11 protein-coding genes are annotated in these 12817 nt (G+C 68.8%); 3 read left to right on the top strand and 8 right to left on the bottom strand.

The window, feature by feature from the left end:
• Nucleotides 1-29: 29 nt before the first annotated feature.
• Entirely contained in the window at nucleotides 30-656 is a 627-nt protein-coding gene (locus tag SYV04_RS16450; protein WP_321546737.1) for a M15 family metallopeptidase, read from the top strand.
• A gap of 9 nt (nucleotides 657-665) precedes the next feature.
• Here SYV04_RS16450 and SYV04_RS16445 read toward each other — a convergent pair whose 3' ends face one another.
• Both SYV04_RS16445 and SYV04_RS16440 read right to left on the bottom strand, forming a co-directional pair.
• Entirely contained in the window at nucleotides 666-1433 is a 768-nt protein-coding gene (locus tag SYV04_RS16445) for a glucose 1-dehydrogenase (RefSeq protein WP_321546736.1), read from the bottom strand.
• 18 nt (nucleotides 1434-1451) lie between these two features.
• On the bottom strand, nucleotides 1452-2435 hold the full coding sequence (locus SYV04_RS16440; RefSeq protein ID WP_321546735.1) for a zinc-dependent alcohol dehydrogenase family protein: 984 nt from the start codon (nucleotides 2433-2435) through the stop codon (nucleotides 1452-1454).
• A 115-nt stretch (nucleotides 2436-2550) separates the two neighbouring features.
• On the opposite strand from SYV04_RS16440, the gene SYV04_RS16435 reads away from it, so the two are divergent.
• A complete protein-coding gene (locus tag SYV04_RS16435) occupies nucleotides 2551-3165 on the top strand; it encodes a glutathione S-transferase family protein (RefSeq protein ID WP_321546734.1) in 615 nt (204 codons plus the stop codon).
• A 10-nt stretch (nucleotides 3166-3175) separates the two neighbouring features.
• Here SYV04_RS16435 and SYV04_RS16430 read toward each other — a convergent pair whose 3' ends face one another.
• From SYV04_RS16430 to SYV04_RS16420, 3 genes are all read right to left on the bottom strand, one after another.
• Nucleotides 3176-4006, bottom strand: a complete 831-nt coding sequence (locus SYV04_RS16430) for a PPK2 family polyphosphate kinase (RefSeq protein ID WP_321546733.1) — start codon at nucleotides 4004-4006, stop codon at nucleotides 3176-3178.
• A gap of 26 nt (nucleotides 4007-4032) precedes the next feature.
• Entirely contained in the window at nucleotides 4033-5379 is a 1347-nt protein-coding gene (locus tag SYV04_RS16425) for a vWA domain-containing protein (RefSeq protein ID WP_321546732.1), read from the bottom strand.
• Between the two features lie 91 nt (nucleotides 5380-5470).
• Nucleotides 5471-7909, bottom strand: coding sequence for a CBM96 family carbohydrate-binding protein (locus SYV04_RS16420; RefSeq protein WP_321546731.1), 2439 nt, complete (start codon nucleotides 7907-7909; stop codon nucleotides 5471-5473).
• Between the two features lie 367 nt (nucleotides 7910-8276).
• On the opposite strand from SYV04_RS16420, the gene SYV04_RS16415 reads away from it, so the two are divergent.
• Nucleotides 8277-9122, top strand: a complete 846-nt coding sequence (locus tag SYV04_RS16415; protein ID WP_321546730.1) for a DUF2911 domain-containing protein — start codon at nucleotides 8277-8279, stop codon at nucleotides 9120-9122.
• On the opposite strand, the gene bshA is transcribed toward SYV04_RS16415, so the two are convergent.
• Genes bshA through bshC form a run of 3 tightly spaced genes read right to left on the bottom strand, consistent with a single transcriptional unit; the run spans nucleotide 9123 to nucleotide 12786 of the window.
• On the bottom strand, nucleotides 9123-10286 hold the full coding sequence (gene bshA, locus SYV04_RS16410; RefSeq protein WP_321546729.1) for an N-acetyl-alpha-D-glucosaminyl L-malate synthase BshA: 1164 nt from the start codon (nucleotides 10284-10286) through the stop codon (nucleotides 9123-9125).
• Nucleotides 10283-11089, bottom strand: a complete 807-nt coding sequence (gene bshB1 / locus SYV04_RS16405) for a bacillithiol biosynthesis deacetylase BshB1 (RefSeq protein ID WP_321546728.1) — start codon at nucleotides 11087-11089, stop codon at nucleotides 10283-10285. The genes bshA and bshB1 overlap by 4 nt, the downstream gene beginning before the upstream one ends.
• Nucleotides 11086-12786 (bottom strand): bacillithiol biosynthesis cysteine-adding enzyme BshC, encoded by a 1701-nt coding sequence (gene bshC, locus SYV04_RS16400; RefSeq protein WP_321546727.1) that lies wholly within the window; start codon nucleotides 12784-12786, stop codon nucleotides 11086-11088. Before bshC ends, bshB1 begins: the two co-directional genes overlap by 4 nt.
• Nucleotides 12787-12817 lie beyond the last annotated feature (31 nt).

Below are 12817 nucleotides of genomic sequence, written 5' to 3'. Positions count from 1 at the left end.
TGGAGCCGGTGAAAGGGGAGGGGGGATGGATGGCGCGGCTGCCCGACGGCAAGTCGTACCCGTTCGATGACGGGCGCGCGAAGTCCTTCGAGGAGAAGCTCGAAGCTGCTGACTTGGAGGACACCTTCTCCATTCCCTACCGCACGGGCCCCATCGCGCCCGTGACGCGGGAGAACGAGGACCCAGGGCGTATCCGCTTCGATCCGTTGTTCCACGCGGCCTATGGAGCCACCCAGGAGCAGGTGGATGTGGTGGACATCACATTCCTGGGCCAGAAGCTGAAGGTGCATCGCAAGGTCGCGCCTGTGTTCTCGCGGGTGGAGAAGCGGCTCGAGGCAGTGCTGAAGCAGGAGCCCTCGCTGCGGCCGTACCTGACGAAGGTGGGAGGCACATTCAACTGGCGGAACATCGCGAACACGAACCGCCAGAGCGCGCACTCCTACGGAGTGTCCATCGATCTGAACGTGACGCGCTCACACTACTGGGAGTGGGCGAAGCCGAAGCACCCAGTGAAGTGGGCGAACCAGATCCCCCAGGTCATCGTGGATGCGTTCGAGGCCGAGGGCTTCATCTGGGGAGGGCGCTGGTACCACTACGACACGATGCACTTCGAGTACCGGCCGGAGCTGCTCGACCCAGCGTGCCGGGCCGAGTGAGGCTTCCGCTCACTGCGCGGTGGCGCCGCCGTCCAGGATGACCTCCGAGCCCGTCATCAGCCGCGACTCATCCGAGGCCAGGTAGATGATGGCGTAGGCCACCTCATCCGGCTCTCCAAGTCGGCCGATCGGGATGTTCTTGGCCATGTGCTGCTTCCCCACGGCGGGATCGCCCTTCAGGCTCGCCAGCGAGTCCACCATCGGCGTGTCCACGAACACCGGATGCACGGAGTTGCAGCGGATGCCGTAGCCCTGCTTCGCGCAGTGCAGCGCCACCGACTTGGTCAGCAGCCGGACACCGCCCTTGCTCGCGCAGTAGCCAGGCAGGGAAGGTGCCCCCACCAGCCCCGCCACGGAGCTCATGTTGATGATGGAGCCCTTCGCGCCGCACTGCTTCATGGCGCGGATGCCGTGCTTGCACCCCAGGAAGACCCCATCCAGGTTCACCGCGTTCACATGGCGCCACTCCTGAAGGCTCAGCGCCTCCACGTCCTTGGCGATGCCGATGCCCGCGTTGTTCACCAGCACGTCCAGCCGGTCGAACGTCGCGAGCACCGAATCCACCACGGCCACCCAGTCCTCCTCCCGAGTGACGTCCAGGCGCCAGAAGCGCGCCGTCATGCCCAGCTCTTTCGCCAGCGCCTGACCCGCCTCCTCGTTCACATCCGTCAGCGCCACCCGCGCGCCCTCGCGCACCAGCATCCGCGCCGCCGCGGCCCCCAGCCCCGACGCCGCTCCCGTGACCAGCGCCACCTTGCCTTCGACTCGTCCTGGCATGGAATCTCTCCTCGTCTCTCAGGCCTTCACCGGAGTCAGCAGCACCTTGCCCTGGCGCCCACCCGAGATGGCCCGCGCCAGCGCCTCGTGGATGTTCTCCAGCGGGAAGGTGGCATCCACCGGCACGCTCAGCGTGCCGTCCATCACCAGCTTCGCCATCCGAGACATGAGCGCCATCTGGGCCTCGCGCGGCGTCGTGTTCATCCAATGCACCAGCCAGAAGCCGCGCAGCGTCACGTTCTTGAAGATGAGCGCCGCCGGCGAGAGGCTCGGCGCCTTGAGGCTCATCGAGCCGTAGTTCACCACCGTGGCCCCAGGCGACACCGCCTCGCCCAGTCGCAAGGTCGCCGAGCCCGCCACCGCGTCGATCGCCAGCTTCAGCGGAGCCCCTCCCGTCGCCTCGCGCACGCGCTTGGGCAGGTCCTCCCCGTCCTCCAACACCACGTCGGCGCCCAGCGCCTTCAGCTCCTGCGCCACGTCCGAGCGTCGCACCACGTTGATCGTCTTGATGCCCTCGAGCTTCGCCAGCGAGATGAGGTTGCGACCCACCGCCGAGTTGGCCGCGTTCTGGATGAGCCACTCACCGCGCTCCAGCTTGACGAATTCCCGCAGCATCAGCTCCGCGGTGGGCGGGTTGATGGAGAGCATCGCCATCTGGTGCAGGTTCGCTCCGGGAGGAACGGGCAGCAGGCGCTGGGCCTTGGTCTTGATGTGCGTGCGCCACGTGCCCGCGCCCAGGGGCAGGAAGACGGTGTCTCCCGGCTTCACCGCCGCCTCGCCCTCGACCTTCACCACGCGGCCCACGCCCTCGTTGCCGGGCACCGCCGGCAGCTTCGGCAGCACGCCGTACAGTCCACCGATCGTCGCGATGTCCGAGGGGTGGATGGGCGTGGCCAGCACCTCCACGAGCGCCTCTCCGGGCGCCAGGGAACCAGGATCCTCATCCACCACCTGGATGACCTCCAAGGGTGCGCCAAAGGCCGCGAAGCGTGCTGCTTTCATGTGTACCCCTCTGCCCGTGAAAAGGCCGGGGAGCCTACAGCCGGTCCATGGCCGAAAGCAGGCTCCTCCGCGTATGGTAGGCCGCCTTTTCAGGCATCAACCCTTTGGAGGTCCCATGAAGCTCTACCACCACCCGTTCTCCTCTGCCGCCTTCAAGGTCCGCGCGCTCATCCACGAGCTGGGCCTGCCCTGCGAGATGGTCACCATCGACATGTCCAAGGGCGAGCACAAGATGCCCGACTTCATCGCGAAGAACCCCAACGGCAAGGTGCCCGTGCTCGAGGACGACGGACTTCACCTCTGGGAATCGAACGCCATCCTCTGTTACCTGGCCGCCAAGAAGCCCGAGAGCGGGCTGATGCCCACCGATCCCAAGGGCCTGGCGCAGATGCACCAGTGGCTGCAGTGGCATGCGACGACCCTGTCGCCCTCCACCACGGATGTGATGATGCAGACCGTGTACGTCAAGATGATCGGCCGCGAGAAGAACGACGAGCAGTACGCCGCGGGCATGGAGAAGGTTCGCCGCGATCTCGCCGTCCTGGAGAACGCCCTGGCCGGCAAAGAGTACCTCTGCGGCAAGCTCTCCATCGCCGACTTCTCGCTCGTGTCCAGCCTGCAGCTGCGCACCCCCATGGGCTTCGACTTCGAGGCCTACCCGAACGTGAAGGCCTGGGTGGCGCGCATGGAGGCCCGCGAGAGCGTACGCAAGTCCCTGCCGCCCCAGTAGTCGACAGGGCTCACTTCTTCTTCTTGCGGTAGCTCGCGAGCTCCGCCTTCTTGGCCTCACCGACGGCGTCCAGGTGCTTCTGCCAGTCCCGACGGTGAGGCCGCAGTGCCTCGGCGATGGAGCGCGCCACCACGAGGTTGCGGTACCACTTGGTGTCCGAGGGCACGATGATCCACGGCGCGTGCTTGGACGCGGTGCGGGAGATGGCCTCCTCGTAGGCCTCCGTGTAGTCGTCCCAGTGCTCGCGGTCCTCCCAGTCGCCGGCGTTGAGCTTCCAGGACTTGCGCGCATCCTCCTCGCGCTTGAGCAGGCGCTTCTTCTGCTCGTCGTGGCTGATGTGGAGGAAGAACTTGAGGATGATCGTCCCGTGCTCGGCGAGCAGCTCCTCGAAGTCGCGGATGTGATCGTAGCGCTCCTTCCAGAGGGACTTCGGCACGAGATCGTGGACGCGCACGACGAGCACGTCCTCGTAGTGGGAGCGGTTGAAGATGCCGAACTCGCCCTTGCGTGGGGCGTGGCGGTGGATGCGCCAGAGGAAGTCGTGCTCCAGCTCCTCGGGCGTGGGCGCGCCGAAGGACGTCACATGGACGCCGCGCGGGTTGAGGAAGCCCGCCACGTGCTTGACGGCGCCGTCCTTGCCGGCGCTGTCCCGGCCCTGGAGGATGACGAGCACGGAGTGCTGGCGCGCGCCCCAGAGCAGGTCCTGGAGGTCGAACAGCTCCTCTCCGAGCTTGTCGAACTCCTTTCGGGCCTCCTCCTCGGTCAGCTTCTTCGGGGGCTTCTCGGAAATGTCATCGAGCCGGACCTTCGCCCCCGGCTTCTCGAATGTCGTGACGCTCACGGACCTCTCCTCGCGATGGGGCTGCGTTAGCGCTTCTTCTTCTTGGCGGCGGGCTTCGGGGCGATCTCGTGGCTCTTCGCCTCGAGCATGGCCAGCTCCTCGCCCACGTCGAACTTCCCCTGGGTGCTCAGGCGCTTCAGGGTGCCGCGCGTCTCCTCCAGGAGCTTCGTGGCGCCTGGGACGTCGCCCTCCGCGGCCGTCTCCGTGGCGCGTGCCAGCTGTCGCGTCAGGAGCGATCGGGTCACCTGCTGGAGGGCCTCGGTGTCCAGCTCCGGCGGCGCCTTGCTCTTCTGGGGCTTGAACTCGGCTTTCAGCGCGAGCTCTTGCGACTTGGTCCGCTCGGTGAGCGCGTTCTCGTACTGCAGCTCCACCTGGGCGATCTCGAGCGGGCGCGCCTGCTTGCCGGTGTTGGTCGTGGACAGCTGGAGGATCGTGCGCAGCACCTCTCCGGGGCCCAGCTCGCCGACGGGGATCAGCAGGGTGTCTCCCTGCCGCGAGGACTCATGTCCGAGGACGTCCACGATGCTCACCGTGGAGGGCAGCTTCACGCGCAGCACCACCTTGTCCGCCGCGCGCTGCATGAGCTGCCACCGCTGCCGCTTGGCCACCCGCTCCACCTCGGACGAGTCGTTCATGCTGGCGGCGAAGCCCCAGCCCTCCTTGGCCATCCCCGCCATCAGCTCCAGGTTGGCGTCCTCGCCGATGGCCACGGTGTTCACGTGGATGCTGTGGTCCTCTCGGATATCCCGGGCGATCTGCGCCAGGCCCACCGCGTCCACCATGCCCTCGGTGGCCTGGCCGTCACTGAAGAGGATCACCTGACGGAAGAAGTCCCCTTCCTTGTTCTTGTTGAGCGTCGCGATGGCCTCGTCGAGGCCTCCGGAGAGATCGCTGCGGCCCAGCGCCTGGGCCTCCTCCACGAAGGCCTTCATCTTCTCGCGGTTCTCGGCCGTCACGGGCTGGAGCGGGAAGACCTCGGGTGCGTTGCCCACCAGGACGATGGCGAGCTGATCCCGCTCGCTCAGGCCGGAGATCAGCGCCAGCGCGGTCTTCTTGGCGATGAGCAGGCGACGGCCCGCGGTGGAGGCGGAGCGATCGATGACCAGCGCCACGCTCGCCGGGGCGCGCTCCCCCGGAGGAAAGTCGACCGTGCGCAGCTCCAGGACGGCGAACAGTTCCTGGGTGCCGGGGCTGATGGAGGGAGTGGAGAGCTTGCCGGTCAGCTGGAGCGAGCCGTTCTTCTTGGCCTCCAGCCAGGTCTGCTTCCAGCCCTCCGCATACTCGGGCACCTCGGGTTCCTCGGCGGAGGCGAGTCCGGACAGAAGCAGCGCCGCGAGCAGCGCGCAGGTTCCAAGGCAGGTCGGGCGATTCATGTCCTGGGGAAGCTATCCCGGATCGCGTGACGCTTCGAGGGCAGGGTGGGGCCGAGGCTCGCGGATGCCTCGGCCCCTTCCGCGCTGGGGTCTACTGCCCGTGGTACACGCCGATGGACCCGGGAGTGCTGGCGGTGCCCTCGAAGCCCACGAGGATGCGCCGCGTCGTGCCCGAGCGGTCCACCTGGATGTCCGAGATGCGCATCCAGATGAGGTGGCTGGGGAGGACGCCGCTGCCGTAGTGCAGCACCGTGTTGCCGCGCACCCGGCTCAAGCCTCCGCCCCAACTGGCGCCAGCCCACACGCTGTTATCGAGCGGATCTCCGGCCACCGCCGACACGTACCCGTGCCCGTCGACGAGCTCGGTCGACAGCGTGCGCAGGCGCTGGCCGCTCGAGCTGAGCTGGGCGAGGCCCAGGGTGAAGCTGCCCACCCACACGGACTGGTCGCTCATCACCGCCATGCCCGACACATGGTCGTCTACGCGCTGCGCCTTCGTGGGCATGTTCGGCTCGCCCACGGCGTCCGGCCAGATGTCGAGGCGGTTCCAGATGTAGTTGCTGCCCTCGGTCTCCACCTGGGCCTGCCAGTAGTTCCTGCCGTTGGTGCCATAGCGGAAGCGGGTGGAGCGGTTGGCGCCGCCGAACCACACGTCTCCGTTGGAGGCCACCGAGACGCCGTAGTACGCGTCGGTGAGCAGCACCGCGCGCGTCCCGTCCGAGTTCCACGCGTTGATGGCGGGGTGGACGTGCTCCATCACTCCGGCGCAGCCGTAGTCCCACGTCCCTGGGGCGCAGCTGTAGCCGGCGAAGTCCGACTTGCCCCAGGAGAAGCCGTGGTTGGCGCCGAACCAGACGCTCTTCGTCACGGGGTCGTAGGCGATGCGCAGGATGTTGCAGATCTTCTCGCGCCCTCGCGGCTCGGCGGCGACCTTGTTGGGACCCGTCGACAAGTCGTAATGCACCACCTGGATGCCGGTGGGGGTCAGCGTCACGCGGTCCGCGTCACCGCTCTTGTAGATGCTCGCGTCCGGAGGGCGGCCAGCGGCGTAGGCCTGATCCCACTCGTCCTCGCAGGTGGGCATGCCCGAAGCGGGCTTCTTGCCCTCGTAGCCCACGAAGGCGACGCCCGGAGGGCCTCCGGCGACGGAGATGACCTTCAGGTACTTGGTTCCCGTCGGGGCGCTGCCGTCGATCATGTAGCCGTAGGGCCGCAGGCCATCGGCCATGGTGAAGCGGCGGAACTGGGTCTGGCCCTGCTGGAGCACGAACAGGCCCTCTTCACCGCCCGCCACCCAGATGTTGCCTCCCTGGTCGGCGCTCACGCCGTACACGTAGCGGGGAGCGCCTTGCGCGGTGCCGTAGAACGTCCAGTCGCCGCTGGTGGGAGGCGGGGTGCCCGCGTCGGGAGAGCCCGTGCCTCCGTCCGGAGGCGTGCCCGTGCCCCCATCCGGAGGATCGGAGCACACCTGCTGCTCGGTGATGAGGATGAGGCGCGGCGTGGCCTCCGTGCGGGTGCTGGCGCGGGCGACGAAGTCCACGCCGTCCGTCACATCGGCCATGAGCCCGAAGCTGTACACCCCGGCTCCCTGGATCGCGCTGCCCACGTCGTACTGCACCCAGGTCTCGTTCCCCACGGTCCCCGTGTCCGCGAGCGCGCCGCTGGTGTTGGCCGGCCGCGTGTTCCACGTCACGCCGGTCGACTCCGACCAGCCGTTGGCGGTCGCGTGGACCTTCGGGCCGTCGGAGGTGGCGTTCACGGCGAACAGCCGCAGCCGCGCGCCGACCACGGGCTTGCCCAGGTCCGGCACGGTGAAGCGCAGGTAGGAGGCCCGCAGCGGCGAGCCATCCACCTCGAGGACGGAGGTGGTGCCCGACGGCACCGTGGGCGTTTCTCCCGCCACGCTGATGCTGTCCGTGGCGAGCACGGTGTGCTCCTGCCGCTGCACCGTGCAGTTCCCCGAGCCGGTGTTCAGCGTCACCACGAGCTGGGGGCGCAGGGAGGCAGTGGAGGCCTCACGCGAGTGGAACACCGTGCCATCCCCGCCCGTGGGCCGCACCGCGAAGCTCACCGTGCCGTTGCCCTGGACGGCGGCCGTCACATCCCATTCGACCCAGGCGTTCGCCGCCACCGCGCCCGCGTTGGACAGCAGGCTCTGGGGCGCGGGCTTGGAATCGAAGGTGAGAGAGCCCTCCTGCCAGCCAGAGCCGGTCGTATAGACGGCGGGCCCGTTGGCGGTCGCATCCGTCGCGTACAGCCTCAGCTTCGCGTGGCTGATGGTGCCGCTCAGTCCGCTCAGCTCGAAGCGGAGGTAGCTGGCGTACTCCGGTGACCCATCCACCTTGAGCACACTGGAGCCGCCGAAGTTCTGGCTTGGGGCTCCCGCCTCGACTCGCGCGTCCGCGACGGGCGCGAAGGTGCGCACCTCCTCGACGCCCCAGCGCTGTTCCGTGTAGCCCTCCGTTGTCCCGAGCCCTCCGCCGCAGCGCACCAGAAAACCTATCGCCGCGACGCACGCCGCCCACCGCATTCCTCGTTTCCACCTACCCACGTCCGACCCCCATGCATGCCGCACGTGCCCCGCCCAATGGGGACACGCCATCACTTGTCAGCCTTTGCAGCCGGGGTGCCGGTTCACGGGGCGACACCTGGGGAAGCGGGGCATTCTCAGGAGAGAAGAGTGCTTCCACGGGGTGAGAAGGCTCGGGGAGCGCCGAACCGGGGCTCGGGAGTGCCAGGGAACGGGAGCACCTGGGATGCGGAGCCGCGCGGCCTGGATGGGGTATTAGGACAGCTGCTCCCTTGGTCTCCTCCCGAGAGTGAAACGCTTGGTGGGTCGGTTGGCTCGGTCTATAGAGGCGCCCGCTTTCACATTTCCTCGAACAGAAAGGACGACGATGAAGAACGTTGCTCTCGGAAGCCTGGTAGCGGTGCTCGCGGCGCTGATCTCGCTGCCCGCTTCGGCTCAGCTCCAACTGCCGGCCCCCAGCCCGGCGGCGAAGGTGACGCAGACGGTGGGCGTCACCGACATCACCGTCGACTACTCCAGCCCTGGCGTGAAGGGCCGCAAGGTCTACGGCGACCTGGTTCCCTGGGACAAGCCCTGGCGCGCCGGTGCCAACGCCTCCACGAAGATCACCTTCAGCAAGGACGTGACCTTCGGTGGCAAGCCCGTCCCCGCGGGCACCTACGTCATCGTCGCCTTCCCCGGCCAGAAGGGCTGGCAGGTGGCGCTGAACAAGGAGCTCGGCCTGTGGCAGGGCAAGCAGTACGAGGCCAGCAATGACGTGGTGCGCGTGGCCGCGACGACCGCGCAGATCCCCAACCGCGAGCGCCTGACGTACATCTTCTCCAACACGACCGATAACGACACCTCGCTCGATCTGGAGTGGGAGAAGACCCGCGTCTCGGTGCAGATCAAGGCCGACACGGCGGCGCACGCCCAGGCCAACATCAAGAACGCGCTGGACAACGCGTGGCGCCCGCACATCAGCGCGGCCAGCTACGTGGCGGAGAACTCGAAGGACCTCGACCTGGCGCTGAAGTACGCGGACACCTCCATCGCCATCGACTCCAACTGGTACAACAACTGGATCAAGGCGGAGCTGCTGGCGAAGAAGGGCAACTACGCCGAGGCCCGCAAGCACGCGCAGGTGGCGTGGGATCTGGGCCAGAAGGCGCCCAACTTCTTCTTCAAGGACGCGGTGGCCAAGGCCCTCGCGGACTGGAAGGACAAGAAGTAGTCAGCGGCCGTCGGCCCCCGCTACGAGTCGCCGGTAGAGCGCCTCGTAGCGGTCGATGGCCGGCGCGAGCTGGAACCGCTCGAGGACGCGCTCGCGCGCACGGCGCGAGAAGCTGTCCCAGCGGGCCCGGTCCCGGAGCAGCGTGAGGACGTGGGCGGCCATGGTCGCCACCTCGCCCACGGGCGCCAGGTACCCGGTCTCTCCATGATCGACCAGCTCCGGGACGCCGCCGATGTGGCTGGCGACCACGGGGACGCCGCAGCTCAGCGCCTCCAGCGCGGCGAGGCCGAAGCTCTCCTGCTCGCTGGGGAGCAGGAAGACGTCGGAGGCGGCGAGCAGCTCGACGAACTGCTCCTGCTTGCCCACGAAGGCCACGCGCTCCTCCAGGCCGAGCTCCCGGAGCCGGCGCTCGGCCGGGGAGCGCTCCGGCCCATCGCCCACCATCACCAACCGGCACTGGAAGCGGCGGTGTACCTCGGCGAAGACGGACACCACGTCCTGGATGCGCTTGACGGGCCGGAAGTTCGACACGTGGATGAGCACCTGCTCGGTGTCTCCCAGGTCCGGGAAGAGCGTGCGCAGGGCCGTGCGATCGCGGTTCGGCGCGTAGTGCCGCGTGTCCACGAAGTTGAAGATGACCTCGATGGGGACGGACTCCGGGATGCCGAAGCCCTCCCAGGTGGCGCGCCGGAGGAACGCCGAGGGCGTCGTCACCGCGTCGCTGCGCAGGATGGAGAAGCGGGTGATGGGCAGGTAGCTGGGGTCGATGCCCACCAGTGTGGTGTCGGTGCCGTGGAGCGTGGTGACGATGCGCGGCGCCTTGTCGCCGAGCACCTCGCGCGCCATCCACGCGGCGGTGGCGTGGGGCACCGCGTAGTGGACGTGCAGCACGTCGAGCTTCTCGTACTGGGCCACCTCGATCATCTTGGAGGCGAGCGCCAGCGGGTAGGTGCCCGAGTTCTGGAGCGCCGGGTAGTCGCTCTCGGTCACCTCGTGGAAGAGCACCTGTCGGCCCTTGCCTCGGAGGCGGACCGGCAGATCCCGGGCGATGAAGTGGACGCGGTGGCCGCGCTCCGCCATCGCCAGGCCGATCTCGGTGGCGATCAGACCGCTGCCGCCAAAGGTGGGAAAGCAGGTGATGGCCAGGTTGAGGCGGTCGGTCATCGGCGGTGGGGGAAGAACAGGGGCCGCGCGAAGCTATTCCTGCGAAAATGATCGATCGGATCGGCCAGGCCCAGGGTCTCTCGCACCACGTAGGGCTCGCCGTGGGCCACGCCGATGTGGGCGCCATAGAAGCGGTCCCGCGCCTCGATGGAGGAGAGCGAGAGGGGTGAGCCGACCAGGGTCTGGGGGCCGTCTGGGCGCGGCTCCACCTGGCTCGCGTAGCAGCGGATGGCCGCCATCTTTCGATCGAAGGCCGCCGTCACATCGACGATGACGCTCGGCTCGGCGAGGTGTCGCAGGGGGTAGTAGAGGACCTGTCGCGGGGTGAAGGGGGCGCTGGGGGGCTCGGTCTCGAAGCGTCGGACGGAGGCGAAGAACAGGGCGCGTGTCACCAGCGCGCTGGTGGCCTCGTGGTCCGGGTGGCGCTCTTGCTCCCAGGGGACGAGGACGAGCTCGGGACGCAGGCGGCGCAGCACTTCGACGACCCGCGTCACGGGCGCGTTGCGGGTGCGCTCCTCCTCGGGGGCATCGAAGCCGGACCATGGGGAGACCCAGCCATCGGGCAGGCCCAGGTTCTCCCGGAGTGAGAGCCCCAGCACGCGGGAGGCGGCCTCGGTCTCGGCGGCGCGGGTCTCCGGCGTGCCGCGCGAGCTCTTCTCGCCCCGCGTCAAATCGATGATGCCGGTGCGGTAGCCGAGGTCCCCCATGCGGGCCAGGAGCCCGCCGCAGAACAGCTCGACGTCATCGGGGTGCGGACCGAACGCGAGGACGTCGAGGCCGTACCCCGGCTCGGTCGGGCTCATGGCCTCAGGTCCTTGAGGCTTCCGGAGAAGGGCTCACAGGCTTCGAGGACCATGCGCGTGAAGGCGCGAGCTCCGAAGCGGCAGGCGTAGTAGGGCAGCCCATAGAAGCGCTCCTGAGGTGTGCCCTCGGGAGCGAGGTAGGCGCGCAGGCGGTCCAGCCGTTCCAGGGTCACCTGGTCACGCTGGCCGAGGGCCCGGCCGTACTTGGCCACGAGGCGGGAGAGGGCGGTGCGGACGCTCTCCTCGGTGCGCTCGATGGCGTGGGCGAAGCTCGGGTCGAGGGCGGCCATGCACTGGCCGAGGCGGGCGAGCTCGGGGGCGAGGGTGCCCATGAGGCGGGCCTCGACCGCTTCGGGGGGGTCGAAGCCTTCTCCGGCGGCCTGGGCGGCCAGGCGGGCCAGTAGCTCGTCCCGGGGCGCGGTCGCCTCGTCCGGGGAGAGGCCGAGCTTTTCGAGCAGGCCGCGCGTCCGGTCATCGAGCACGCGGAAGCGGGCGCGCGGCACGATGAGCGGCATGGGCAGGCCCACGTGTGCATAGAGCGGCGCGAGCTGCGCGAAGTAGGCGATCTCTCCCGGGCCGCCGACATACGCCGCCGTGGGCAGCAGGGTGTCCTGGAGGATCGGCCGCAGCAGCGCGGAGGTGGTGAAGCGCAGCGGCTCCCGCTCCAGCCACGTCAGCAGCTCGGCCGTGGTGACGAAGCGGTTGTCCGGGTGGCCCACGAGGCTCCAGGTCCCCGGGGAGGCGGCGGGATCGAGGCGGTAGCGCGCGCCCTCGAGCCCGTCCGGAGAGAAGAAGCCGAGGGGCGAGCCAGGGCGGATGTGGACCTGCTCGGAGAAGCCCGCCTCGGAGAGGGCGCTGCCTTGCGAGGCGAGCGCGGTGGAGATGGCGGCGGCCTCCTCGAGGGCCCGGCGGTGGATGGGCGCGGCGAACGGAGAGACGCGCGGATCGCGCGGGTCCAGGAACACCAGGCCTTCGTCGGCGAAGACGGAGGCGAGGACCTCGGCGAAGGCGTCGGCCAGCGTCGCCTCGGGGCGGTAGGCGCGCTCGAGCAACTCCAGGTGTTCGCCCGCGTGGGGCTGGGTACCCAGCTCGGCCTTCAGTGCCGCGAGCGCGCGGGTGACGCCCTCGTCCAGGTGGCGGTGGGCGACCGGGATGCGCGAGGTGGCGGCGTCGGAGAGCTCGAGGGACAGGCGCAGTGGCGTGCCCGTGCCGCGCGGGACGAAGCAGTGATCGATCTCGGGGAGATCGTGGTCCTCGGTCTGCAGCCAGAAGACAGGCACGCAGGGGCGACCCGTCTCCTCTGCGAGGGTCCTGGCGGCGACGATGGCGGAGGCGGCCTTGTAGATCGTGAAGAGCGGCCCGAGGAACAGCCCGACCTGCTGGCCCGTCACCACGGCGACGGTGCCAGGGCGAGACAGCAGCTCCAGGTTCCGCTCGCGCGCGGGGTTGGGAGCGAGGCGCGTGTTGCGGGCCACGAGCGCCTCGAGCAGGGCAGGTGACACGGTGCGTGAAGCTGCGGCGGCGACGGCCTCCGCGCGGGCAGACTTGTGGCGGAAGCGATCAGGAAGGAAGGCAAGCGCGCGGGGATCACCGCGGAGCCACTCGGCCGAAAAGGAGGACGTCACGGTGCGTCCTGATAACAGGTCCGGCGTACCAGGGCGACCCGGTGTTCGTGGCGGGGCGAAAGATTTCCGCATGCTCCCGAGGCCTTTGTTATGAGGTTCGCTC

Origin of the sequence: Hyalangium ruber, from assembly GCF_034259325.1 — a bacterium.
Classification (GTDB): Bacteria; Myxococcota; Myxococcia; order Myxococcales; family Myxococcaceae; genus Hyalangium_A; species Hyalangium_A rubrum.
The sequence above is the reverse complement of the archived record's forward strand: the minus strand, read 5'-3'. Positions and strand labels throughout refer to the sequence as shown.